A 22,987-nucleotide genomic window follows, 5' to 3' on the forward strand; every position below is an offset into this window, starting at 1 on the left:
GGCTCGGCACAACGTCATGCGCTGATTCGCAACCTTAGAAAAATTACCAGCCGCTGTCAATGACTGAACGGTGACGACGCCCCGCGCCAGGTGAACGGCCGGAAGGGGGCGAGGTTTGCCGGGCCTGGCTCGATCCCGCGAATTTCACCCCGTCCGGCGAGCAGCGCCGCCCGCTCGCGACATGTCGCGTGGCGGCAGGGTCGCAAGATAGGCCGCCAGCGGGTCCATGATCTGGAGCAGCATGTTGTCCCAGGAAAACCGCGCCGTGATCGCGCGCGCCCGATTGATGAAATCCGGCTGCCGCTTGAGTGGGTTTTCCTGCACCTCGCGCACCATCCGATAGAGGCTCTCGGCCGAAAACGGATCGAAATAGAGACAAACATCGCCGCCGATTTCGGGGAGCGAAGCGCTAAAGGAGCTGATCACCGGCGTCCCCGCCGAAAGGCTCTCCAGCACCGGCAGGCCAAATCCCTCGAAAAAGGAGGGGTAGATCGTCGCCTCGGCGCCGCGGAGCAGGAGATATTTGTCGAAATCGGAGACGAATCCGGGAAAAATGATCCGCCCCTCGCGCAGGGCTTTTTCGAGGATGGCGGGCGGCGACTGCGCCTCCAAAAGCCAGCCGGCGCGCCCGGCGATGACGACGCGGGTGGTCTCGAGGATTTCCGGAAACAGAGCGAGCAGCTCAAACACGCAGCGGATGTTCTTGCGCGGCTCGCGCGTGCTGAGCACCAGGAAATAGGGATCGCCGTCGAACGGGACCGGCATGTTTTGCGCCTGCACCTCATACCAATCCGGCCAGGAGACGCCGTTATAGGCAACGAAAACCCGCTCCGCCGGCGCGCCGAGATAGGCTTTGAGATCATCGACCGTCGCCTGCGAGACGCCGAAGGTCAGCGCATTGGTGCGGAGATCATCGACCAGGCCCTTCTGGTGATGGCGGATATTCTCAATGACGTGGAAATGCGGCGTGATCAGTGTCGAAAGATCATGATAGAGGCTGCATTCGATGGGAAAGATCTGCGTCACCCGCTTGACCGAGGGATAGAGGCCGATCGCATTGCGGCGGGCATCGAGCGAGGGGAGTTTACCGCCCTGCGCGACGCCGCGGAAAAAATCGCGATGGAGAAACAGCCCGCTGCTCCTCGCCAGCGCATCGCAGACGGCGGCCTCGAGGACGCGGTGATGTTCATAGAAGAAATGGACATGGCGGGGAAATCGCGCGAGCAGGATGCGCGCGAGTCCGGCGGCGACCACCGGGATCCCGGTCCAATGCTCCTCGAAAAGCGGCGAGACGTCGAAATAAAGCTGCCAGCCGCCGGCATCGAGCGCCGCCGCGATCTCGGCAAAGCGCGCGTTCATGAGAGCCCCCGCCGCGGCCCGGCGGCCGGCGCAAGCTTGGCGGCGGTGGGTTTGACGGCGGCCTTCCCGGCGTCACGCGGGCGGGCCCGTGGCTTGGCGGGCTCTCGCTCGGCCGGTCGCTCGCTTTCCTCGCGCCTCGCCGGCGCCGGCGCCGGCGCGGTTTGCGGCGCCGTCGCTTCTTCCAAGGTCCGATGCAGCAAAGCGGCGAGGGCGCGCGCCGAGAGCGTGCCGACGGAAAATAGCCGCTCGCCGAACTGATCGTCGGTATTGATCAGCCGCACCTCATCGGCGCTGACCGTGAAACGCGCTGCTGCGTGGTGCGGGCGCTGCGCCGCGGCCGCGCCTTCGGGCGCTGTCGCGAGCAGGGCAAAGGGGAGACCGAGGGCGGCGAGCCGGCGCTCGGTCCAGAGCCGGTCGGGCGCGTCCGCTTCGAGCCAGACGCTCTCAAACAGCGCCGCCAGCGTCGCGGCGGCGCGGTAGGAGGCTAGCCGGGCGATGAACAGATGGCGAAGCTCGGCCGGCGCGGCGTGGAGCAAGCGGCGGGCGTTCTCGACCACCATGGTGATCTGGCCGGCAGTCTCGGCGGTCTCATTATAGGGAAACAGCACCAGCCGGCCGAGGGTTGCGGCAAGGCCGCCGGAATGAGCGAGCTTTTCGATGAGATCGGGGATGATGCTGGCGGGATAGGCGAGATTCCACGGCATCATGATCAGGCGCGGCACCGGCTCGCCGCGTTCGCGGGCGACCTCGCGCATCGCGACGACACCGCGCCAGTCAAGCAGCGCCGGCATCACCGCCTCGGCCGGCGGCTGCGGCCAGAGGGCGGGATCATATTCGGTGAAGGAGCGGACGATCAGGCCGGACGCATCGCCGCCGACCAGGCGCGGCGCCGCGCCGCCCGCCGGCGGCGGCAGATCGGCGGTTCCGAAGCCGGCGGGAAGGCACTCGCTGGCGACGGCGCCGCCATCAGTGCGGCTCGGCAGAAATCCCTGCGGCTGATAGAGCAGCACCCGCGCCATCGCCGCCGGCAGCCGGTTGCCGCTGCCGAAGGGATGGTAGGTCGGGGTCAAGGGCGGGGTGACGCGATGCTCGGCGAGCACCATGACGTTATGCGCCCCTTTCAATACCCGGGCGAAATAGGGCGCGCCAAAACGCAGATGGGTGAGGCCGCCATGTCCGTCCCAGCCTGTCGCGCGGGTGATGTGGGCGCGGCTCTCGGGGCCGGAAAAAATCTCCGGCGCGGGTGTCACGAACAGCGTCCGGCCGAGCGTCGCGAGATGGCTCGCGAAGGCCCGCATCTGCGCCTCCCATCCGAACAAGACTTGGCGCGTTGCGCATTCGGCGAGCGGCACCACCGCGCCGGCGGCGCAATGCCCGAGCGGCGCGCTCGCCACCAAAACGCCGCTTTCCTTGAGCCAATCTGGCATGTCCGCCGCCAGGCCATTCGCTCCCACCCGGCTCAAACCAAGAGAGTGTTCCATGGGGCCATGAAATATCCACGTGTGAGGAAAACCAGCCAGATGCCGGAGGCTAGTATCAGCGAGGTCAGCGCCGATGGAAATGGAAATTCTCACAAATCTTGGGAAAAAGCGATATACGGACGGTGCTGCGCGGTTTATCGGAATGCACAGCGCGTCTTAAGCGAGGAGGAAGTCAGGACGATCATGGCCGCCCACGCCCCCTCTGCGCCTGCCGCCGCAGGCGTCGTTTCCGCCATCGCGCCGCTCGCCGCCGGCGCCAGCCTTTCGCGCCCGGCGGCGGTTTTCGAAGGTGGCCTCGACGGCTTCACCCGCGATGGTTTCATCGCCGGCTGGGCCTGCCGCCCGGGCGTCATCGCGCGCTCTCATGTGCGGGTTTTGTGGGAAAACGAGCCCATCGCCGAAGCGGTCGCGGACGCGTTTCGTCTCGATCTGCTGCACGCCGGCAAAGGGCTCGGCCATTGCGGCTTCTTCGCCCGCCTGAACCACGAATTGCCGCCCGGGGAACATGTTTTCACCCTGATCGCGGTGCTCGCGGAGGGCGGCGAGATCGAGATCGCGCGCGATCTCGCGCTCGTTTTGCCGGCCGATCCCGACATCCGCGCCGGGCTTCCCGAAAGCCCGCGCGAGCGCGCGATCTGGCGCGATGAAGACGTGCTCGGCCATCTTGCGCAATTCGATCTGCCACGGCATTGCCGCGAGATGGGGGTCGAGCGCTTCGTCGACGTCGTCTATCGCTTCATGCTCGACCGCTGGGCCGATGACAGCGCGCGCGGGCTCTACCCCTCGATCCTGGAAAAAGCCTCACTGACGCCGGAAGCGTTCTTTTCCATCATCCTCACCTCCGACGAACGCAAGGGGCGGCAGACGCCGCTGCCCTCGCCGTTCGATTATCGCTTCCCCTTCGCGACCTACGCGACCGGCGGCGGCTGACCGCAAGGTTTCGGGAAAGAGTCGTTCTTTTTTTTGTAAAAAAAGAACCAAAAAAACTTTCAGCTTGGGCGGCGGGCGAGCGCGATGAGGAAGCGCTCGGCGAGCGCGCCATAAAGCGGGCGGCGGCAGAAACTGCGCGAGACCGCGAAGGCGAGCATCGCGGTCGCCAGCAGCGGCACCGTCATCGTCTGGTTATCGGTCATTTCCATGACGATCACCGCAGCGGTGATCGGCGCCTGCACGACGCCGGCGAAATAGCCGACCATGCCGAGCAGCACCATCGCCGCCGCCGGCGCGCCGGGCACCAGGGGGGCGAGCAATTTGCCGATGCCAGCGCCGACCGCGAGCGAAGGCGCGAAAATCCCGCCGGGAATGCCGCTGAGATAGGAAACCACCGTTGCCGCGAGCTTGAGAAACGGGAAATCCCACGGGACATGCGCTGAACCTTCCACGAGATGGCGGGCCTGGACATAGCCGGTGCCATAGGTGGTGCCGTCTGAAAGCCAGCCGAGGGCGGCGAGCAGAAAGCCGCAAAGGGCGGCGAAAGCGAACGGGTGGGCAATCACCAGACGGCCGGCGAGACCCGGCAAGCCACGGCTCGCGCGCACCAAAATCGCGCTGAACAGGCCGCCGGCGAGGCCACCGGCGAGGCTGCACACCAGCACCGCGAGCCAGCCCGGCCCGACCGCGAGCGAAACCGAGGTCACGCCGAAATAGGTGTAATTGCCGACTAGCGCCAGCGTCGTGATGCCGCCGAGGATCACCGCCGTCAGCGTCGTGCCGCTGGCGCGCGTCTCGAAGGAATGGCTCAATTCCTCGATTGCGAAGACGATGCCGGCGAGCGGCGTATTGAACGCGGCCGCCACCCCGGCCGCACCGCCGGCGAGCACGAAGGCGCGGCGCAGATGCGGCCGCGGCCGCGCATGGGTATCGAAGCGGCCAAGCACGTCCATGATCGAGGCGCCGAGCTGAACGCATGGCCCTTCGCGCCCGATCGAGGCGCCGACCCCAAGGCCGAGCAGGGTTAGCACCACCTTGCCGACCGCGATCCGCGCCGACAGCAGCGCCGAAATCGCGCGCTGATCGCTGATGTGCAGGGCCGCGATCACCTGCGGAATGCCGCTTCCCTGGGCGCCGGGGAAAAACCGCCGGGTCAGCCAGACCGAAAGCGCGAGCCCGGCGGGCGAGAGCAGAAACGGCGCATAAGCCCCCCATTGCCCGAGGATCACCTGAAAAACCGCTTGCGCGCGGTCCGAGGCTTGCGAGAAAACGACGACGATCAGGGCGACTGCGATGGCGCCGAGCCAAAATCGCGCTTGGTGTAGCCAGAGCTTTGGCGCGAGCCACGGGCGCCGCAGACCGCGGCCGGAAAGGCGACGGACCGCGAGGGTGGTTTCATCTGCTGTGCCCATAGATCCTCAACCGTGTCGATATCGCGGCGGCAGGACAGGAAGGCGACGCGCCGGCCGACGAAGTTGGCCAAAGTATCGGCAAGTGCGTCCGGCGTCGACCAGCGCACGCCGGCGAAAAGCCGCGCCGGGCGGCGCGGGCCGAGCCCGACCAGCCAATAGCCGCCATCCTCGGCCGGGCCGAACACCGCCTCCGCCCGCCCGAGCGCGCGCCGCGCCGCCAAGATATCGGCGGGGCCGATCCCGGGGATGTCGCAGCCGATGATATAGACCCGCCGGCGGGGAAACCGCGCGATCGCCCGCGCCATCCGCACCCCGAGATCGCCCACCCCCTGGCCAATCCGCGGCACGCTAAGACCGGGGACGCCAAGACCGGGCACGCGGGCCCGATCGGGGGTGATCACGGCGATCGGCCGCACCCGCCGGTCAGCACGCAGCCGGCGGGCGAGCGAGAACAGCATGGCGCGATGAAAGCGAAGCGCTTCCCGCACCCCGATCCCGGCGGCGAGCCGGCGTTTGACCGTCCCGAGCCGCGGGGCGCGGGCGAAAATCAGCACCGTCTCCGCCATCACCCGCCGCCGTAATAAAGCCCCGCGAGCCGCGCGGGTTTGACGCCGAGATAATAAAGCCCGAGACAGACGAGATTGCGAAAACTCCGCCGCCGCCAGCCACGCCCATAACGCGCCGCCGAGGTGACGGCATCGGCCGCGAGCGGAACGAGCCGGCGACGCCCGAGGCGGCGGACGAGATCGACATCCTCCATCAGCGGCAACGCCGCGATGCCGCCGCTGCGCTCGAGCAACGCGCGCGAGATCACCAAGCCCTGGTCGCCATAGGGAAGGCCGAGCACCCGCGCCCGCCAGGCGACGACGCGCGCGAGCCGCCGCGCCCAGGACGCGCTCTCGGCGAGGGCGAAACGGAAATAGCCGGCGCGCGCACCGGCTTCGGGGTCGGCGATGAAGCGCGCCACCACCGCGCCCCAGCCCGGGGCGAGCACGGTATCGGCATGGAGCAGCAAGAGCCAGGGCGCCGCCGTCGCCGCGACCCCGGCGGCGAGCTGTGCGCCCCGCCCGCGCGCGGCGAAGATCACCCGCGCCCCGGCGCCGCGCGCGACGGCGACACTGTCATCATCGCTGCCGCCATCGACGACGACAATCTCCGCCGCCGCCTCCGCCGCGAGAGCCGCGAGCGTTGCCGGCAGCCGCGGCGCTTCATTCAGCACCGGAATGACGATCGCGAGCGTGCCCTGAAAAAGGGGGGCGCGGCCGCTCACGCGCGCGCCGCCATCTCCGCCATCACCGCGCCGATCCGGGCGCGAAGTGCCGGCGCCTGGAACACGCTGGGCGGCTTCTGAAGATTGGTCACCTCGGTCCAGAGGCGCCGCATCTCCGGCTCGCGCGCCGCGAGGACCGCGACGGCGGCGGCAAAGCGCAAACGCTCGGCGAAATCAGGCGGCCGCTTGCCGATGGTTTCGGCAAAGCCGAGATCGCTCAGCACCGCCGACCAGGCCGGCGTGATGATCCCCGCGAGCTTGGCGAGATAGGCCGCCGGCAGCGCCGCGAGATCGCCGCCCTCATCCAGAAGCCGGCGCAGCGAAACCGCCTCCTGCGCCGCGACCGCCATGCCTTGGCCATAAACCGGGTTGAGATCGCAGATCGTATCGCCGATCGGCAGCCAGCCACGCGGCGGCGCCGCGAGGCGCTCGAAATGCCGCCAAGTATTCCCGGGCGTGATGAAGCGGGTGAACTTGCCGAGCGGCGCCGCGGCTTTCAGCGCCTCATAAAGCACCGAGGTTCTGAGCCCACGCGCGAATTCGAGAAATCCCGCGAAATCGGCGGGCGGGCGCTCGCCGAAGCGGCCAACCATGGTGACCAGCCAGCGCCCCCCCTCGATCGGCAGGATCAGCCCCGATCGCGTCTCCGCCGGCGGTCCGGCGAGCACATAAGCGTATTTCCAATCCCGCGCCGCATCCTCGGCGGGTATGAACATGCCAGTCGTATAGGCAACCTCCATGCCGATTTCGGTCACCGCGAGCGGGGCATGGCCAGTATCGGCCAGCATCGTTCGGCTCAACGTGCCATTGCGTCCGGCGGCATCGATGACGAGATCGGCGGTCAGCGTCTCCGGCGCGCCGTCTGCGCCGGCATGCCGCACGCCGATCACAGCGCTGCCATCCGTCGTCGTCACCAGCGCCGCGACGCGCACCCCCCCGCGGATCGTCACAGGAGCCAAGGCGGCGACGCGCCGCCGCGCCACCGCCTCGATCAGCGGCCGCGAGGCGGCGTAGAAATTGATGCCGATATCGAACGGCGCCAACCGCCCGAGCCGGGGGAAATCCATGTAGCTGTCGGCGCTTTGGCGCAGCGGAACGGCGCCGGCGGCGGCGAGATCGGCCTCGAACCCGGGCAGCAGCTCGGCCAACGCAAGCTGCCCGCCGAGCAGCAGGACATGCGCCTGATCACCATGCGGCACGCCGCTTCGCGCGCCCGCGCCGGTGGGCGGGTGATCGCGCTCCAAAACCAGGATTTCGGCGAAATGCGGGGCCAGCGCCGCGGCGGCGGCAAGCCCCCCGATCCCGGCGCCGATGACGATCGCGGTTTTACCGGCTCGGTCGGCCATTTCCCCCTCCATGCGCCGCATATTTGTCCTCAGGATCAGACGATATAAGCGCCCCCCGAGGGTGGCAACCCGAAAAATGTTTCTATTTTGTTCTTGACGATCGCGCCGCACGGGATCATGCTGCCTTGTCGAACAAAATAGGAACTTCAATCATCGCGGCACCCGCCGCCGCAAGGAGCGCGCATGGAGGCGAAACCCGATCCCCGCACCTCGCCGCCGCCACGCGGCCGCGGCGCGACCCATAATCCGCCGGTACGCTTTGAGACCCAGCACGCGGAGGCCTTCGATGACGGCTGGGGCACGCTCGAGGCGCAGGCGGCAGCACCGCCGCCGCTCGCAACCACCTTGATCCGCGATGCCAGCCGCTCGGCGATCAGTTGGAACGAAAGCCCCGATCTCGGGTTCGATCGCAGCGTCAATCCCTATCGCGGCTGCGAGCATGGCTGCGTCTATTGCTTCGCGCGCCCGAGCCATGCCTATCTCGGCTTCTCGCCCGGCCTCGATTTCGAGAGCAAGATCGTCTTCAAGCCCGATATCGCGCGGCTTCTCGTGCGCGAGTGGCAGCGCCCCGGCTATGTCGCGCGCCCGATCGTGCTCGGGAGCAATACCGATCCCTATCAGCCTCTGGAGCGGCGGCTCGCGCTTACCCGCGCCATTCTCGAGGTGATGCTGCGATTTTCGCATCCGGTCGCGATCGTCAGCAAATCAGCCGGCATGCTGCGCGATCTCGATCTCCTGCAAGCGCTCGCGGCGAAGCGGCTGGTCAGGGTGCATCTTTCGATCACCACCCTCGATCCCAAGCTCGCCCGCGCCATGGAGCCGCGCGCGGCAAGCCCGGCGCGGCGCCTTCAAGCACTCGCGGCGCTCGCGGCGGCCGGTGTCCCGGTGGGCGTGCTTGCGGCGCCGATGATCCCCGGCCTCAATGACGCCGAGCTCGAGCGCATCCTCGCCGCCGCCGCCGGCGCCGGGGCATCGCATGCCAGCTATGTTGTGCTGCGGCTGCCGCATGAATTGCGCGAACTTTTTGCCGCCTGGCTCGTCGCCCATCGGCCTGAGCGGGCGCGGCATGTGTTGAGCCTGATCCGCGAAACCCGCGCCGGCAAGCTCAACGAGGCGGCGTTTCATCGCCGTTTTCGCGGCGACGGCGCCTATGCCGATCTTCTCGCCCAGCGCTTCGCGGCGGCTTCGCGCAAATACGGGTTTGCGCCGCACCGCGCCGAACTCGATTGTTCCGCCTTCTCCCCGCCCCCCGAGACGAAGCCAGCGCAACAGCTCACGCTCGCCCTGTGAGGGCCGCGGCATGACAAGCGGGGCGCGGCGCGGCATGTTACGCGCCGCGGCCGAGGGCGGCGGAGGAGAGAAAAATGGCGTTGGGGATGAAAAAAGGGCTGACCAGCTATGGCGATGCGGAATTTTCGCTGTTCCTGCGCAAGGCCTTCATCAAGGCGATGGGATTTTCCGACGACGCCCTCGCCCGCCCGATCATCGGCATCACCGATACCGCGAGCGATTTCAACCCCTGCCACGGCAACGTCCCGGCGCTGATCACCGCCGTCAAACGCGGTGTGATGCTCGAAGGCGGCCTGCCGATGGCGTTTCCGACCATCTCCATCCACGAATCCTTCGCCCACCCCACCAGCATGTTTCTCCGCAACCTGATGGCGCTCGACACCGAGGAGATGCTGCGCGCCCAGCCGATCGACGCCGCCGTCCTGATTGGCGGTTGCGACAAAACCATCCCGGCGCAGTTGATGGCCGCCGCCAGTGTCGATCTCCCCGCCGTCGTGCTGCCGGTCGGGCCGATGCTGGTCGGGCATCATCGCGGCGAGGTGCTCGGCGCCTGCACCGATTGCCGCCGCCTCTGGGGCCGCTTTCGCGCCGGCGAGATGGACGCGGCCGAAATCGAGGCGGTGAATTCCCGCCTCGCCCCCACCTTCGGCACTTGCATGGTGATGGGGACAGCAAGCACCATCGCCTGCATGACCGAAGCTCTCGGCATGGCGCTGCCGGGAAGCGCGACCATCCCCGCAACCCATGCCGATCGCCTGCGCGCCGCCGAGGAAGCCGGGCGCGCGGCGGTGCGGCTTGCCCAAAACGGCCCGCGCCCGAGCGAAGTGATGACCGCGGCGGCGTTCCGCAACGCGTTCACCGTCTTGCAGGCGATCGGCGGGTCGACCAACGCCCTGATCCATACCACCGCCATCGCCGGGCGCCTCGGCCTCCCCGTCGATCTCGAGGCATTCGATCGCATCGGCCGCGAGGTGCCGGTGCTGATCGATCTCAAGCCGAGCGGCCAGCACTATATGGAGCATTTCCACTGGGCCGGCGGCGTGCCCGCACTGCTTCGCGAACTCGCGCCGTTTCTCGAGCTCGAAACGCAAACGGTCACCGGCGCCCCGCTCCGCGCAGCACTTGACGCCGCCGAGATCGTGCCCGGCCAGGCGGTGATCCGCCCGCGCGCCAACCCGATCAGCGTCGGCGGCGGGCTCGCGGTGCTGCGCGGCAACCTCGCCCCGCGTGGCGCGCTCCTCAAACGTTCGGCGGCGACGCCTTCGCTCCTTTCCCATGAGGGCCGCGCAGTGGTGTTCACGTCGCTTGCCGATATGGAGGCGCGGCTCGACGATCCCGAGCTCGACGTCACGCCCGACGATGTCCTCGTCCTCCAAAACGCCGGGCCAGTCGGCGCGCCGGGAATGCCGGAAGCCGGCTATATCCCGATCCCGCGCAAGCTCGCCCGCGCCGGCGTCAAGGACATGCTGCGCCTCTCGGACGCGCGGATGAGCGGGACGGCCTTCGGCACCATCGTCCTTCACATCACGCCGGAAGCCGCGATCGGCGGCCCGCTCGGCCTCGTGCGCAGCGGCGACCGCATCCGCCTCGATGCCGAAGCGCGCCGGATCGATCTCCTGGTGGACGAGGCGGAACTCAGAAGCCGCCAAGCCGCCTGGACATCGCCGGCGCCCGCGCCGGCACGGGGGTACGCCTGGCTCTATCATCACCACGTGTTGCAGGCCGATGAAGGCTGCGATTTCGATTTTTGCCGGAAAGAAGGGAAAAAGAGGTAAAAAACGTTCTTTTTTGAAAAAAAGAACCAAAAAACTTTTCTCCGTTGGGCAATGCCGCAGGCACTGCCCGGGGGAGGACGCGATTATTTAAGCGGCGGCCGGTAGCGCGAAGCCGCAGGCGTCGAACGCCGCGAACAGTTTCGCCGCCTCGGCCGGCGAGAGCGGCAGATGCGGCGGCCGGATATGGGTCCAGGCGGCATCCCCGGTATGGCGTGCGACAAGGGATTTGAGGCCAGGGATCAGCGGCGCCGAAGTCACCGCCTTCCTGATCGCCGAAAGCCGCGCCTGCGCCGCCGCCGCGCGCGCCGTGCCGGCATGGGCGACGACCTCGGCATTGAGCGCACTCGAAATGTTAGACGCAGCGCTGATGCTGCCGGCGCCACCGATGGCGAGCAGATCATGCAGCGCGCCATCATCGCCGCAATAGACCTCGAAGCCCTCGGCCGCGAACGCCTCGACATAGGCGCGGGTATTGGCGAAATCGCCACTGCTGTCCTTGATCCCACGGATGACGCCGGGGAAGGCGGCGCGCAGCCGGGCGATGAACGAAACCGTGAACGGCACCGCCGATTGCGCCGGGAAATGATAGAGATAGATCGCAAGCGCGGCGCCGGCGCGCCCCAGGGCACGGTCGATAACCTCGCTGAAATAGGCGAACAAGCCATCCTCGCTCGGGTTCTTGTAAAAGAACGGCGGCAGCAACAGCGCGCCGCGGCAGCCAAGCTCGGCGGCACGGCGGAGCAAGAGCACGGTATCGGTGATCGCGGTGGTGCCGAGCCCCGGCAGCAGGCACGCGGGCGCGATCCCGCGCGCGACGATCCCCTCCATCAAGGCGATGCGCTCGCTGATCCCGAGGCTGTTCGCCTCGCCAGTGGTGCCGAGAATGCCGAGCCCGCTTGCGCCATGGCCGAGCAGCCAGCGGCAATGCGCCGCCATGCGATCGAGATCGGGCGCGAGATCGGCGCCCATCGGCGTCAGCACGGCGACATTGACGCCGCCAAAAAGCGCGTTCTTCATGATGTCTCCTTGATCGGCGCCCGGCGGCGCGGGATTTCGCCGGGCCAGGTCACGATATGATGGTCGAGTGGCCCGGCGGCGCGCTCGTCAACGCAGCGTCCGCGCACGGAAATCCCCGCTTCATGCACGGTTTCGGCGCGCCCCGAGACCAGCGGATGCCACCATAGCAGCGTCTTGCCCTCGGCAAGACGGCGATAGGCGCAGCTCGGCGGCAGCCAGTCGATCGCGCGCACCGAAGCCGGGGCGAGCTGCTCGCAATCAGGGACGCGCCGCCGGCGATGGGCATAATCGGAACAGCGGCAGGAGCTGGTGTCGAGCAATCGGCAAGCGACGTTGGTGAACAGGACTTCGTCGCTTTCCTCATCGCGCAATTTATGCAGACAGCAGCGGCCGCAGCCATCGCATAGCCGCTCCCACTCCTCGCCGCTCATCTCCTCGAGCCGCTTGGTTTTCCAAAATTCGTCGCGCACCCGGCAATGATCGCGGGGGCGGCGGCCGGCGTCAATGCGCGGGTCAATTCTTGGGCGGCGCGAGATCCTGGCTCTGCACCGGCGAGAGCGATTGCGGCGCGCCGGACGCGGCCGGCGGGCTCGCCGGTGCCGGCGCCTCGGTGGAAGCCGGCGGGCTCGGCAGCGCCGCATTGGCCGCCGGCGCCGAGGGGGCGGCGCCATATTTCGCGAGGATGGCGCGGAGCGGATCGGCGCCCGGGTTACTCACCTTCATATCGACGACGATTTCGCGCGCGCCGATATCCTGGCCGTAATAGGCGCGATCCCACTCCGATTTCGCGGCGAGCAGGCTGCCATTGAGCGAAATCCCGGCATAGAGCCCGCTCGATTGCGAAAACGCCAGAATGTCGGCGCGCAGTGCCGCCGTGGTTGCGCCCTCGACGCCGGCGCCCATCTGCGCGAACGCGACCGAGGCATCGCCGCCGAGCTTAAAGCGGCTATCCATCACCGCGTTCAACCCTTTCTCAGTCAGGATGGTGATCAGGATCTCGCTATCTTGGATCCCCGCTTGGAGCCCGAAACTCGCCGTGCTGAGCTGAAAGAAGGCCGGCGACGACCACGAGCCATTGCCGTCGCGCGCCGCCAGCACGCAATCGCCGCCGGCGCCGCCGATGATGAAGCTCGCGCGAAAGACCCGCGGGCAGACCATCACCGCCCGCGCCCGCTGCATCGCCCAGACGCGATCGCCGGTATTGGCGCCGCTCAACATTTCCTGGACAGAAAGCGTCGCCCGATCGACCAGGGTTTGCTGTTCGCTCTGCGCCCACGCAAGGGCCGGAGCCAGGGTCAGGAGAGCCGCGAGCAAATAACGCAACATGGTTCTTCTCCAGGTCATTGGCGGGCGATTTTGATATTGGTTCGGGGCGTTGGCAAGCTCAACCCGGCCCCTCGTTGACGCCGCCGATCCACCATCCCTCGCGGTGCCATTCAAAGCGGGTGAGGGAGAGATTGGCGACCGAGATGTTTTGCGCCTGCTCGGCGGCGATGCCAAGCACATGCGCGAGGGCGGCGCGGATCACCCCGCCATGCGCGACCGCGATCACATCTTCGCCGCCATGGTCCGCCGCCAGCCGGGTGAGACAGACCCCGACCCGCGCGACGACATCGGCCATGCTTTCGCCGCCCGGCGGGCGGGTTGCCGCCGGCAGCGGCCAGAACTGATCGGGCCGGCGGGCGAAGAGTGCTGCGACCTCGTGCTGCGGCAGCCCTTCCCAGGCGCCGAGCGCCTGCTCGATCAAGGCGGGTTCCACGGTCAGCGTCTGCGCGGGGTAGCCGGCGGCGAAAATCGCCCGCGCCGTCTCGCGGGTGCGCGACAAGGGCGAGATCAGCCAGCGCGCCGGCCGCGGCAGGCGGGCGGCGAGGCGCTCATACTGCGCGCGCTCGGCGGCCAGCGCGAGCGGGCAGAGCGGCACGTCCCGCGCGCCATACAGCACCGCCCGCGCCCGCGCCTCGACCAAAGCGTGGCGGAGCAGCCAGAAGCGAACCGGTTTCATGTGTTTGCCAAACCCGCTCTCCGAGCCTCATTCGCCGAGCGAGACCAGCGCGCCGCTGCGGCGGGCGGCGGCCAGCTCGCGCCGAAACAAAAACGCCATCGCCGCGAACCAGGCGAGGTTGAGGCCGACGGCAGAGGCGAGGTCAAAACCCCCGCCGCCGCCAGCGAGGATCGCCCGCAGCCCTTCGAACACATGCGCCGAGGGCAGCGCCAAGGCGAGCGGCCGCAGCCCCGCCGGCAGCGCCGAGACCGGGTAGAACACCGCCGAAAGCGGCGTCAAGCCGAACATGATTGTCCATACCAGCGCCTCGGCGCCGGCGCCATGGCGGAGGATGAAGGCAACGATGCCGAGCGCAACCCACCAGCCCATCATCGCGAGATTGCAAAACAACAGCACGACGATGGGTCCCACCGCGAAGATATCGAAGGCATAAAGCAGAGCGGCAAGCAGAATCGCGGGCGCCATGCCGACGAGCAGGCGCAGCACCGACATCACCATCAGAGCGGCGATCAATTCCCATGGCCGCAGCGGGCTGATTAGCAGATGGCCGAGATTGCGCGACCAGATTTCCTCGAGAAAACTGACCGAAAACCCGAGCTGGCTAGCGAGCGCCGCCTCCCACAGCAGCACGCCGGCGATGAGCAGCCCGGCGACCGCCGCGATCGCGCCGCCATGCCCGGCGAGAAACCGCGCCGTGAAGCCCCAGATCAGCAATTGCAGCACCGGGCCATAAGCGAAATCGAGAAGGCGCGGCCAGGAGCGGCGATAGAGCGCAAGATGGCGATAGACCAGCGCCCAAACGCGCCGCGCGGCCGCGCCGGCGCTCATGCTTCTCGCCGCTCGCCGCGGGCGATCGCAAGGAACACCGCCTCCAGCGTCTCATGCCCGAACTCGCGCCGCAGTGCCGCCGGGTCGCCACGGGCGATGATCGCCCCGCGCCGAAGAATCAGCACCTGATCGGCGAGGCGTTCGACTTCCGCCATGTTGTGCGAGGCGAGCAAGATCGCGCAGCCGCTCGCCGCGCGATAGGCGGCAAGCCACGCGCGCAGCCGATCGGCGGTGTCGGGATCGAGGCTCGCCGTCGGCTCGTCGAGCAGCAGCACCGCCGGGCGATTGATCAGCGCCTTGGCAAGAGAGAGCCGCGTCTTCTGCCCCGCCGACAGCGTCCCCGCCGGGCGGTCGAGAACCGCGAGAAGATCGAGTTCGCCGGCAAGCTCGCGTATCCGCCGCTCGAGCCCGGCAACGCCATAAAGATGGCCGTAGACGCGGAGATTTTCGGCAACCGACAGCCGCGCCGGCAAGGCGACATAGGGCGAGGCGAAGTTCATCCGCGCCAATGCCGCAAACCGGTCGCGCGCCATGTCGTGGCCGAGGATTTCGATCCGCCCGGCGCTCGGGAGGACGAGGCCGAGCAGCATCGCGAGCGTCGTCGTCTTACCGGCGCCATTGCCGCCAAGCAGCGCCACGATCTCGCCGGCGGCGACGGTGAAACTGATCTCCGCGACCGCCGTAACCGCGCCATAGCATTTGCTCAGCCCCTCGACCCGGATCATCGCCATGGGCTTTCCATACGCGAACTCATCAGCCGCGGGAAACCCGGTACGGCGCTCTTGCAATCGATGCACGGCGGCAGAATATGCGAGGAAAATGCTTCGGGGGTAAAATGGACCGGTTTCCAGCCTTATTCGTCTCGCACGGCTCGCCGATGATCGCGATCACGCCGAACCCTGCGCATCATTTCCTCCGCGAACTCGGCCCCCGCCTCGGCCGGCCGCGGGCGATCCTCGTCGTCACCGCCCATTGGACGGCGCCGCGCGTCATGGTCGGGACCGCAGCCGAGCCCGAGACGATCCATGATTTCGGCGGCTTTCCGCCGGCGCTTTACGCGCTCCGCTACCCGGCGCCAGGCGCGCCCGAGGTCGCGCGCGCGGCCGCGGCGCGGCTCCGCGCCGCCGGATTTGCGGTGGCGGAGGATGCCGAGCGCGGCCTCGATCATGGCAGTTGGATCCCGGCGCTGCTCATGTATCCCAAGGCCGATATCCCGATCGCGCAGATTTCGGTGCAGCCCGCGGCCGATCCCGCCCATCATTACCGGCTCGGCGAGGCGTTGCGGCCGCTGCGCGACGAGGGCGTCTTGATCCTCGGCTCAGGCAGCTTCACCCATAATCTCCGCGCCGCCTTCGGCCTGATGCGGGGCGGCGGCGCGGCGGAGACGGAGCTGCCGTTTACCGCGCCGTTTCTCGCCTGGATTGGCGACAAGGTCGCGGCCGGCGACGTCCCAACCCTGCTCGCCTATCGCGAGGAGGCGCCCTATGGCGCCGAGAACCATCCGACGGACGAGCATTTCCTGCCGTTTTTCGCGGCCCTCGGCGCCGGCTCGCCGGGCGCGATCGGCGAACGCTGGCATCACAGCACCGATTATGGCCTGGCCATGGATGCGTACGCCTTCGCCTGAGGGACGCGCGGCAGCTTCATTCGTCTGACGTCAAGGCTGCCGCAACGAACTCGCCGATCGCCGCGATCACCCGCTCGGGGTGCGAGAGGTGCGGCGAATGGCCGGCCGCGGGGACAATCACGACCCGCGGCGGCCGTGGGAGCTTGGCTTCGGCCAGCCGGATTTGCGCCATCGTGCCATATTCGTCGGCCTCGCCCTGGATCAGCAGCACTGGGGCTGCGATCGCCGGCAAGACATCATCGATCCGCCAGTCGCGAAAGCCGGGGTCGAGCCAGGCATCGTTCCAGCCGCGAAAAGCGGCATCGACGTCGCGATGGTGGCGGGCGAGACGCGGGCGGAGATCGCCCGCGCGATAGGCCTCGCGCGCCGCGGCGATGCTGGCGAGCGAGATGTCTTCGACGAAGAAATGCGGCGCGATCAGGACGAGGCCGGCGATCGCGGTTGTCCCGCCGGCTGCAGCGCCGGCATGGATCGCGGCGATCGAGGCGCCATCGGAATGGCCGAGCAGGATCACCCGCCGCGCCGCTTCTTGCGCGAGGATGCGTGGCAGGGTCTCGCGCGCCTCGTCATGCATGTAGGAAAGCGGGCGTGGCAGGGGGATGCTGGCGGAGTGGCCATAGCCGGCGCGGGAATAGGCGAAGACGCCGCGCCCGGTCGCGGCCGCGAGGCGGGCGGGAAAATCCCGCCACAGACCGACCGAGCCCAACCCCTCATGCAGCAGCACGATCTCCGGCGCGCCCCGCCCCCAGCGCGCCGCCTCCAGAGCGGTGCCGCCGAGATCAAGGGTGAAAAATTCGGCCTCGCTGCTCACCGCAGATCGCGCAGCTTAAAACGCTGGATCTTGCCGGTCGCGGTTTTCGGCAAGTCCGCGACGATTTCGATCCAGCGGGGGTATTTCCACGGCCCGGCGCGTTCCTTCACCAATGTCTGGAGGGCGGCGATGAGGTCGGGCGAGACGGTGACCCCTTCCTTCAGCACGACGAAAGCGCGCGGCTTGGTCAGGCCGTCCGCGTCTTCATGCCCAACCACCGCCGCTTCGAGAATGGCGGGATGCTCGACCAAGGCGGCCTCGACTTCGAACGGGCTCACCCAGATGCCGCTCACCTTCATCATGTCGTCGGCGCGGCCGCGGTAATGGTAATAGCCCTCGGCATCGCGGGCATAGGTGTCGCCGGTGCGGGTCCATTCGCCGAGGAAGGTGCGGCGGCTTTTTTCGCGCTGGTTCCAGTAGCCGTCGGCGGCGCTAGCACCGCGAACCAGCAATTCGCCCTCGGCAACCCCGGCCAATTCGCGGTCCTGCTCATCAACCAGCTTGAGATCATAGCCGGGAACGGCGCGCCCGGTGCTGCCATAACGGATATCGTCGGGGCGGTTGGAGAGAAAAATATGCAGCATTTCGGTCGAGCCGATGCCGTCCAGGATATCAACGCCGACGCGTTGCCGCCATGCCCGCCCGATCGGCTCGGGCAAGGGTTCACCGGCCGAGATCGCCCGCCGGAGCCGCGCTGATCCGGCGCCATGGCTGAGCGCGGGATGCGCGAGCAGGGCGGCGTAAAGCGTCGGCACGCCGCCGAACAGGCTCGGCTGATAGCGCTGCATCACCGCGAACACGCTCTCAGGCGTCGGGCGGTCTGGCAGCAGAACGGCGGCCGCGCCGACCGCCATCGGGAACGTCATCGCGTTGCCGAGCCCATAGGCGAAAAACAGTTTGGCCGCGGAAAACATCAGATCATCCGGGGCGATGCCGAGCACCTGGCGGCCATAGGTCTCGTAGGTGGCGCGAAGGCTGGCATGGACGTGCCGGGTTCCCTTCGGCGTGCTGGTCGAGCCCGAGGAGTAGAGCCAGAACGCGACTTCGTCCGGCGAGGTCGCGACCAGCGGCGCCGGCGCCGCGCTGGCGAGAAAGTCCGAGAGGCTTTTCTGGCCGGCGGGGAGGCTTTCGGCGTCCTCCTCGGCGATCACGATGGCGGGCGGCGGCGTGAGCGCCGCAAGCGCTGGGGCGAGGGCGGGATAAAGCGGCGCCGAGATCAGCACGAGCCCGGCGCGGCAATCGGCGACGAGAGCGGCGAGCAACGCCGGTGGCAGCAGGGTGTTGAGCAGCACTGGCACGATGCCGGCACGCAGCGCCCCCCAGAAGGCGACCGGAAGCGCGCAGCTATCGCGCAGGATGAGCGCGATCCGCTGCTCCCGGTGGAGGCCGGCGGCAAGGAGGGCGCCGGCGAAACGTGCCGCCTCGTTCTGCAACGCGCCATAGGTCAAACCGCGCCAGGGGTCGATGAAGGCGATCCGCTCGCCGCGCCCTTCGCGCTCATGGCGATCGACGAACCACCCTGTGGCATTGCCGCAAGCCCCGTTCGCCCCCATCTTGGCTGCGCCGCCCCCTCTCACGCCCCTCTCCGGGGTGTTTTCGCCGCGTCAAACGGCTTTGCCGGAGAGTGGCGAGGACGGCATCATAATGCAAGTGGCGCACAACGCGCTTGCTCTCGGCCCCCGTCCGGGAAGATGATAGGATTTTGGTGAGTTCGTTATCACGCCATGGCCCCGCCCTCACGCTTTCCCGCCTCCTTCTCGCCGCCAGACGCTGGCGAGCCGCGGGGGGCGGGCCATGCCTACGCCGCCCTCGATCTCGGCACCAATAATTGCCGCCTCCTGGTCGCCGCCCCCGCCCAGGGCGGGTTTCGCGTCGTCGATAGCTATAGCCGGATCGTGCGCCTCGGCGAGGGGCTCGATCATTCCGGCGATCTCTGTCCGGAGGCGATGACGCGGGCGCTCGCCGCCCTCAGGGTGTGCGCCGCGCGGCTGGCCCGGCGCAATCTCCGCGGGCTGCGGGCGGTTGCGACCGAAGCCTGCCGGCGGGCGCGCAACGGCGCCGCCTTTCTTGCCGAGGTGCGGCGCGAAACCGGGCTCGCGATCGACGTCATCTCGACCCGCGAGGAGGCGGAGCTGGCGCTGGAAAGCTGCGCGTCGCTCTTGGCGCGCGGCGGGCGGCGGGTTCTGCTGTTCGATATCGGCGGCGGCTCGACCGAGATCGCCTGGGTACGCTTGCCCGCCGAGGGCTCGGGGTTGGGCGCGCGGCCGGAGATGGTCGGCTATGTCTCGATCCCCTATGGTGTTGTCACGATAGCGGAGCGGTTTGGCCCGGCCTCCTTCACCCAAGCCGGCTTTCAGGCCGCCGTCGACGAAATTGCCAGCCGGCTGCAAGGGTTCGAGCAGGTTCATTGCATCGCCAAGGAAATCGCCCAAGGCGGCGTGCAATTGCTCGGCACCAGCGGCACCGCGACCACGCTCGCCGGGGTCGCGCTCGGCTTGCCGCGCTATCAGCGGCCGCGGATCGATGGCGCCGTGCTCTCGGGCGCCGCGTGCGAGGCGGCGCTGGCGACGCTGCGCGGCTTGGGCCGCGAGGGCCTTGCCGCCCATCCCTGTATCGGGCCGGAGCGCGCCGATTTTGTGCTGCCGGGCTGCGCCGTTTTCGCGGCCATCCGGCGCTTATGGCCGACCAGCCGGGTGGTGATCGCCGATCGCGGCCTGCGCGAGGGGATCCTGCTCCGTCTGATGCGAAACGATCCCCGCGCGCCGCAGCGGCGCGGGACGCGCGCCTTGCATGGCCGGGCCGCAGCCGGCGCATGAGCCGCCCGCCGCGCTTTCCCGCCAAGGGCGCGCCGCGCGCCGAAAGCGTCGTCTTGCGCACGGCGCGCGGGCGGAGCGTTGCCTCGCAGCGCTGGCTGGCCCGCCAACTCAATGACCCATACGTGCAGGCGGCGCAGCGCGAGGGCTGGCGATCACGCGCGGCGTTCAAGCTGATCGAACTTGATGAGCGGTTTCATCTCCTTGCGCCAGGGGCGCGGGTCGTCGATCTCGGCGCGGCGCCGGGGGGTTGGGCGCAGGTCGCGGTGCGGCGCGGCGCGGCGCATGTGGTGGCGCTCGATCTCCTGCCGATCGCGCCGATCGAAGGCGTGACGCTGATCGCCGGTGATGTCACCGACCCGGCGATGCCGGCGCGGCTGGCCGCAGCGCTTGGCGGCCCCGCCGATCTCGTGCTTTCGGACATGGCGCCGAACACCACCGGCCACGCCGCGACCGATCATCTGCGCATCATCGCGCTTGCCGAGCAGGCGCTCGCCTTCGCGCGTGAGGTGCTCGCCCCCGGCGGCGCCTTCGTCGCCAAGGTGTTTCAGGGCGGCACCGAACGGGACTTGCTGATGCCGATGAAGCGCGCCTTCCGCAGCGTCCGCCACGCCAAGCCGCCGGCGAGCCGGGCGGAGTCGGCGGAGCTTTACGTCATCGCGCAAGGCTATCGCCCCACGGGCTGACCGCGCCACCGCGCGCGTCAATGCCCGGCGTTGCTTCCCGAGAAATCCGGGGCGGCGAGGCCGGATTGCGCGAGCTGGTCGGCGATCGCGGCCTTGAGGCGATCGAGCCCGGCCTCGTCTTTCGCCTCGGCGCGCGCGACCAGCACCGCCTGGGTGTTGGAGGCGCGCAGCAGCCACCAGCCATCCTCGGTCTGCACCCGCACGCCATCGGTGTCGTTCACGCGGGCGCCGGCGTCGCGCAGCCGCGCCGCGACCTCGGCGATCACCGCGAATTTGCGGCTCTCCGCGCAGTCGAAGCGGAGTTCGGGCGTTGCCCGCAGCGCCGGCAGGGCAGCGCGCGCGCCAGAGAGTGGACCACTCATGCGCGCGGCGATGCCAAGCAGGCGCACCGCGGCATAGAGCGCATCATCAAACCCATACCAGCGATCGGCAAAGAAAATATGGCCCGACATTTCGCCGGCCAGCGGCGCTCCGGTTTCCGCCATCTTGGCCTTGATCAGGCTATGGCCGGTTTTCCACATCAGCGGCTTGCCGCCGGCGCGGGCAATCTCGTCAAACAGCACCTGGCTCGCCTTGACGTCGGCGATGATGGTGGCGCCGGGCCGGGCGGCGAGCACGTCGCGCGCGAGCAGCACCATGATTTGATCACCGAACAGGATTTCCCCCTGGTCATCGACGATGCCGAGGCGATCGCCGTCACCATCGAAGGCAACACCGAGATCAGCGCCTTTTTCCCGCACCGCGGCGATGAGCTGGCGGAGATTGGCGGGCACCGTCGGGTCGGGATGATGGGCTGGGAAACGCCCGTCCACCGTCCCATTGATGATGGTATGCGTGCCCGGCAGGCCGGCGACGAGTTGATCGAGCACCGCGCCGGCGGCGCCGTTGCCGGGATCCCAGACCACGGCGAGGGCCCGATCGCCGCCGTCGTAATCGGCGAGCAAGCGGGCGATATAGGCCGCGCGGATATCCTGCTGCGCCTCACTGCCGGTGCTTTCGGGAACGACGTCGCCAGCGGCCGCCATGTCGCCGAGCGCGCGGATCGCCTGCCCGAAAAACGGTTTTTTCCCGAGCATCATCTTAAAGCCGTTATAGTCGGCCGGGTTGTGGCTGCCGGTGACCATCACCGCGCCGTCGGCAGCAAGCGTGGTCGCGGCGAAATAGAGCATCGGCGTCGGGCCGAGCCCGATCCGCGCAACCGCCATCCCGCTCGCTATGAGCCCTTCGACGAGCGCCGCTTCCAGTGCCGGCGAGGACAGCCGCCCGTCATAGCCGACCGCAACCCGCTTGCCGCCGGCGCGCGCGACGATGCTGCCGAACGCCCGCCCGATCGCGAACGCATCCGCCTCGGTCAGGGTTTGGCCGACGATGCCGCGGATGTCGTATTCGCGGAGAATGCTCGGGTCGAAGCGGTGGGAAAAACGCATGTCAATGTCCTCGTTGCGCTCACATGGGGCAGTAATGGCGGAGGAATTCGCGCACCTTGGGCGCGAGTTCGGGGCGTTTTAGGGCGAAAGCGATCTGGGCCTCGAGAAACCCGACCTTGTCGCCGCAATCAAAGCGCCTGCCCTCGAAACGGAGACCATGAAAGGGAATCTCGCCGATCATCTTGGCCATCGCATCGGTGAGCTGCACCTCGCCGCCGGCGCCGCGCTCGAAACGCGAAAGATAGGCGATGACCTCGGGGCGCAGCACATAGCGGCCGATGATCGAAAGCGTCGATGGCGCGACCTCGGGCGCCGGCTTTTCGACGAGCCCTTTGACCTCGGCCAAGCGCCCATCATCGGCGCCGATATCGAGGATGCCATAGCGGTTGGTGTGTTCGCGCGGCACATCCTGTACCGCAACGACATTGCCGCCGGTCTCACGATAAACCGCGGCGAGCTGGGCGACACACGGGGTCTCGCCGAGGATGAGGTCATCGGGGAGCAGGATCGCGAAGGGATCCTCACCGATGAAGGCGCGCGCGCACCAGATCGCATGGCCAAGGCCGAGCGGCTCCTGCTGGCGGACGGTGACGATGGCGCCGGGTTCGAGCTGGGTGCCCTCAAGCAGCGCCATGGCCTCAGTCTTGCCGCGTTCGCGCAACACCGCTTCGAGTTCAAAGGCGATATCGAAATGCTCGACGATCGCCGTCTTGCCGCGGCCGGTGATCAGGCAGAATTGCTCGATGCCGGCGGCGCGCGCCTCCTCGATCGCATATTGGATCAAGGGCTTGTCAACGACCGGCAGCATTTCCTTGGCGGTCGCCTTGGTCGCGGGCAGAAAGCGGGTGCCAAGGCCGGCAACCGGCAATACGGCTTTGCGCAACGGTTTCAAATCACGGTTTCCTTCCCTCGA

The 22,987-nt window shown here is 68.3% G+C and carries 22 protein-coding genes; 6 read left to right on the forward strand and 16 right to left on the reverse strand.

Translation table 11 applies throughout. From position 1 onward, the window contains the following. Positions 1-144: 144 nt before the first annotated feature. Positions 145-1,359 carry a glycosyltransferase family 4 protein gene (locus tag ACP5M5_RS05635; protein WP_427936086.1) on the reverse strand — a complete coding sequence of 405 codons (1,215 nt, stop codon included), beginning with the start codon at positions 1,357-1,359 and terminating at the stop codon, positions 145-147. Continuing rightward, positions 1,356-2,786, reverse strand: coding sequence for a hypothetical protein (locus tag ACP5M5_RS05640; RefSeq protein WP_427936087.1), 1,431 nt, complete (start codon positions 2,784-2,786; stop codon positions 1,356-1,358). Before ACP5M5_RS05640 ends, ACP5M5_RS05635 begins: the two co-directional genes overlap by 4 nt. Positions 2,787-3,023: 237 nt before the next feature. Here ACP5M5_RS05640 and ACP5M5_RS05645 point away from each other — a divergent pair, with 237 nt between their 5' ends. Continuing rightward, the gene (locus tag ACP5M5_RS05645; protein ID WP_427936088.1) at positions 3,024-3,770 is read left to right on the forward strand and encodes a hypothetical protein; all 747 of its coding nucleotides are present in this window, start codon (positions 3,024-3,026) and stop codon (positions 3,768-3,770) included. Positions 3,771-3,829: 59 nt separating this feature from the next. Here ACP5M5_RS05645 and ACP5M5_RS05650 read toward each other — a convergent pair whose 3' ends face one another. The 4 genes from ACP5M5_RS05650 to ACP5M5_RS05665 are packed head-to-tail and all read right to left on the reverse strand — an operon-like array spanning position 3,830 to position 7,798. Next, positions 3,830-5,128: a chloride channel protein gene (locus ACP5M5_RS05650; protein WP_427936166.1), complete on the reverse strand. Its 1,299-nt coding sequence runs from the start codon at positions 5,126-5,128 to the stop codon at positions 3,830-3,832. Further along, positions 5,050-5,748 (reverse strand): TIGR04282 family arsenosugar biosynthesis glycosyltransferase, encoded by a 699-nt coding sequence (locus tag ACP5M5_RS05655; protein WP_427936090.1) that lies wholly within the window; start codon positions 5,746-5,748, stop codon positions 5,050-5,052. The genes ACP5M5_RS05650 and ACP5M5_RS05655 overlap by 79 nt, the downstream gene beginning before the upstream one ends. After that, positions 5,748-6,452: a TIGR04283 family arsenosugar biosynthesis glycosyltransferase gene (locus tag ACP5M5_RS05660; protein WP_427936091.1), complete on the reverse strand. Its 705-nt coding sequence runs from the start codon at positions 6,450-6,452 to the stop codon at positions 5,748-5,750. The genes ACP5M5_RS05655 and ACP5M5_RS05660 overlap by 1 nt, the downstream gene beginning before the upstream one ends. After that, on the reverse strand, positions 6,449-7,798 hold the full coding sequence (locus ACP5M5_RS05665) for an NAD(P)-binding protein (protein ID WP_427936092.1): 1,350 nt from the start codon (positions 7,796-7,798) through the stop codon (positions 6,449-6,451). Before ACP5M5_RS05665 ends, ACP5M5_RS05660 begins: the two co-directional genes overlap by 4 nt. Positions 7,799-7,981: 183 nt before the next feature. Here ACP5M5_RS05665 and ACP5M5_RS05670 point away from each other — a divergent pair, with 183 nt between their 5' ends. Next, on the forward strand, positions 7,982-9,088 hold the full coding sequence (locus tag ACP5M5_RS05670; protein ID WP_427936094.1) for a PA0069 family radical SAM protein: 1,107 nt from the start codon (positions 7,982-7,984) through the stop codon (positions 9,086-9,088). A gap of 74 nt (positions 9,089-9,162) precedes the next feature. Then, complete coding sequence (locus tag ACP5M5_RS05675; RefSeq protein ID WP_427936095.1) at positions 9,163-10,863, forward strand: IlvD/Edd family dehydratase; 1,701 nt, start codon at positions 9,163-9,165, stop codon at positions 10,861-10,863. 87 nt (positions 10,864-10,950) lie between these two features. Here the strand turns inward: ACP5M5_RS05675 and ACP5M5_RS05680 are convergent, their stop codons facing one another. From ACP5M5_RS05680 to ACP5M5_RS05705, 6 genes are read right to left on the reverse strand one after another with little or no spacing between them, the layout of a single operon-like run. After that, on the reverse strand, positions 10,951-11,880 hold the full coding sequence (locus tag ACP5M5_RS05680) for a dihydrodipicolinate synthase family protein (RefSeq protein WP_427936097.1): 930 nt from the start codon (positions 11,878-11,880) through the stop codon (positions 10,951-10,953). Next, positions 11,877-12,350 (reverse strand): YcgN family cysteine cluster protein, encoded by a 474-nt coding sequence (locus ACP5M5_RS05685; protein ID WP_427936098.1) that lies wholly within the window; start codon positions 12,348-12,350, stop codon positions 11,877-11,879. Before ACP5M5_RS05685 ends, ACP5M5_RS05680 begins: the two co-directional genes overlap by 4 nt. 43 nt (positions 12,351-12,393) lie before the next feature. Further along, complete coding sequence (locus tag ACP5M5_RS05690) at positions 12,394-13,206, reverse strand: lipid-binding SYLF domain-containing protein (protein ID WP_427936099.1); 813 nt, start codon at positions 13,204-13,206, stop codon at positions 12,394-12,396. Positions 13,207-13,264: 58 nt separating this feature from the next. Continuing rightward, positions 13,265-13,882 carry a histidine phosphatase family protein gene (locus ACP5M5_RS05695; protein ID WP_427936100.1) on the reverse strand — a complete coding sequence of 206 codons (618 nt, stop codon included), beginning with the start codon at positions 13,880-13,882 and terminating at the stop codon, positions 13,265-13,267. Between the two features lie 27 nt (positions 13,883-13,909). Next, positions 13,910-14,710: an ABC transporter permease gene (locus ACP5M5_RS05700; protein ID WP_427936102.1), complete on the reverse strand. Its 801-nt coding sequence runs from the start codon at positions 14,708-14,710 to the stop codon at positions 13,910-13,912. Beyond that, a complete protein-coding gene (locus ACP5M5_RS05705) occupies positions 14,707-15,441 on the reverse strand; it encodes an ABC transporter ATP-binding protein (RefSeq protein ID WP_427936104.1) in 735 nt (244 codons plus the stop codon). Before ACP5M5_RS05705 ends, ACP5M5_RS05700 begins: the two co-directional genes overlap by 4 nt. A 104-nt stretch (positions 15,442-15,545) precedes the next feature. On the opposite strand from ACP5M5_RS05705, the gene ACP5M5_RS05710 reads away from it, so the two are divergent. Further along, positions 15,546-16,337 (forward strand): DODA-type extradiol aromatic ring-opening family dioxygenase, encoded by a 792-nt coding sequence (locus ACP5M5_RS05710; RefSeq protein ID WP_427936105.1) that lies wholly within the window; start codon positions 15,546-15,548, stop codon positions 16,335-16,337. 16 nt (positions 16,338-16,353) lie between these two features. Here ACP5M5_RS05710 and ACP5M5_RS05715 read toward each other — a convergent pair whose 3' ends face one another. Together ACP5M5_RS05715 and ACP5M5_RS05720 are read right to left on the reverse strand one after the other, a co-directional pair. After that, the gene (locus tag ACP5M5_RS05715; RefSeq protein ID WP_427936107.1) at positions 16,354-17,148 is read right to left on the reverse strand and encodes an alpha/beta fold hydrolase; all 795 of its coding nucleotides are present in this window, start codon (positions 17,146-17,148) and stop codon (positions 16,354-16,356) included. Further along, positions 17,145-18,701 (reverse strand): benzoate-CoA ligase family protein, encoded by a 1,557-nt coding sequence (locus ACP5M5_RS05720; protein WP_427936108.1) that lies wholly within the window; start codon positions 18,699-18,701, stop codon positions 17,145-17,147. Before ACP5M5_RS05720 ends, ACP5M5_RS05715 begins: the two co-directional genes overlap by 4 nt. A 171-nt stretch (positions 18,702-18,872) precedes the next feature. Between ACP5M5_RS05720 and ACP5M5_RS05725 the strand changes: the two genes are divergently transcribed. Continuing rightward, positions 18,873-19,964: a Ppx/GppA phosphatase family protein gene (locus ACP5M5_RS05725; protein ID WP_427936109.1), complete on the forward strand. Its 1,092-nt coding sequence runs from the start codon at positions 18,873-18,875 to the stop codon at positions 19,962-19,964. Continuing rightward, positions 19,961-20,647: an RlmE family RNA methyltransferase gene (locus ACP5M5_RS05730; RefSeq protein WP_427936111.1), complete on the forward strand. Its 687-nt coding sequence runs from the start codon at positions 19,961-19,963 to the stop codon at positions 20,645-20,647. The genes ACP5M5_RS05725 and ACP5M5_RS05730 overlap by 4 nt, the downstream gene beginning before the upstream one ends. Before the next feature lie 17 nt (positions 20,648-20,664). On the opposite strand, the gene pgmG is transcribed toward ACP5M5_RS05730, so the two are convergent. Together pgmG and ACP5M5_RS05740 are read right to left on the reverse strand one after the other, a co-directional pair. Then, positions 20,665-22,074, reverse strand: a complete 1,410-nt coding sequence (gene pgmG / locus ACP5M5_RS05735) for a phosphoglucomutase/phosphomannomutase PgmG (RefSeq protein WP_427936113.1) — start codon at positions 22,072-22,074, stop codon at positions 20,665-20,667. A 19-nt stretch (positions 22,075-22,093) separates the two neighbouring features. Further along, entirely contained in the window at positions 22,094-22,966 is an 873-nt protein-coding gene (locus ACP5M5_RS05740; RefSeq protein ID WP_427936115.1) for a UTP--glucose-1-phosphate uridylyltransferase, read from the reverse strand. Between the last annotated feature and the right edge of the window lie 21 nt (positions 22,967-22,987).

The organism is Acidibrevibacterium sp. (assembly GCF_049965395.1).
In the GTDB taxonomy this organism is placed as follows: domain Bacteria; phylum Pseudomonadota; class Alphaproteobacteria; order Acetobacterales; family Acetobacteraceae; genus Acidibrevibacterium; species Acidibrevibacterium fodinaquatile.

Coding starts and splice junctions, on each gene's coding strand:
- ACP5M5_RS05635 (WP_427936086.1), bottom strand. CDS start 1,359: ATGAACGCGCGCTTTGCCGAGATCGCGGCGGCGCTCGATGCCGGCGGC.
- ACP5M5_RS05640 (WP_427936087.1), bottom strand. CDS start 2,786: ATGCCAGATTGGCTCAAGGAAAGCGGCGTTTTGGTGGCGAGCGCGCCG.
- ACP5M5_RS05645 (WP_427936088.1), top strand. CDS start 3,024: ATGGCCGCCCACGCCCCCTCTGCGCCTGCCGCCGCAGGCGTCGTTTCC.
- ACP5M5_RS05655 (WP_427936090.1), bottom strand. CDS start 5,748: ATGGCGGAGACGGTGCTGATTTTCGCCCGCGCCCCGCGGCTCGGGACG.
- ACP5M5_RS05665 (WP_427936092.1), bottom strand. CDS start 7,798: ATGGCCGACCGAGCCGGTAAAACCGCGATCGTCATCGGCGCCGGGATC.
- ACP5M5_RS05670 (WP_427936094.1), top strand. CDS start 7,982: ATGGAGGCGAAACCCGATCCCCGCACCTCGCCGCCGCCACGCGGCCGC.
- ACP5M5_RS05675 (WP_427936095.1), top strand. CDS start 9,163: ATGGCGTTGGGGATGAAAAAAGGGCTGACCAGCTATGGCGATGCGGAA.
- ACP5M5_RS05680 (WP_427936097.1), bottom strand. CDS start 11,880: ATGAAGAACGCGCTTTTTGGCGGCGTCAATGTCGCCGTGCTGACGCCG.
- ACP5M5_RS05690 (WP_427936099.1), bottom strand. CDS start 13,206: ATGTTGCGTTATTTGCTCGCGGCTCTCCTGACCCTGGCTCCGGCCCTT.
- ACP5M5_RS05695 (WP_427936100.1), bottom strand. CDS start 13,882: ATGAAACCGGTTCGCTTCTGGCTGCTCCGCCACGCTTTGGTCGAGGCG.
- ACP5M5_RS05700 (WP_427936102.1), bottom strand. CDS start 14,710: ATGAGCGCCGGCGCGGCCGCGCGGCGCGTTTGGGCGCTGGTCTATCGC.
- ACP5M5_RS05705 (WP_427936104.1), bottom strand. CDS start 15,441: ATGGCGATGATCCGGGTCGAGGGGCTGAGCAAATGCTATGGCGCGGTT.
- ACP5M5_RS05710 (WP_427936105.1), top strand. CDS start 15,546: ATGGACCGGTTTCCAGCCTTATTCGTCTCGCACGGCTCGCCGATGATC.
- ACP5M5_RS05720 (WP_427936108.1), bottom strand. CDS start 18,701: ATGGGGGCGAACGGGGCTTGCGGCAATGCCACAGGGTGGTTCGTCGAT.
- ACP5M5_RS05725 (WP_427936109.1), top strand. CDS start 18,873: ATGGCCCCGCCCTCACGCTTTCCCGCCTCCTTCTCGCCGCCAGACGCT.
- ACP5M5_RS05730 (WP_427936111.1), top strand. CDS start 19,961: ATGAGCCGCCCGCCGCGCTTTCCCGCCAAGGGCGCGCCGCGCGCCGAA.
- pgmG (WP_427936113.1), bottom strand. CDS start 22,074: ATGCGTTTTTCCCACCGCTTCGACCCGAGCATTCTCCGCGAATACGAC.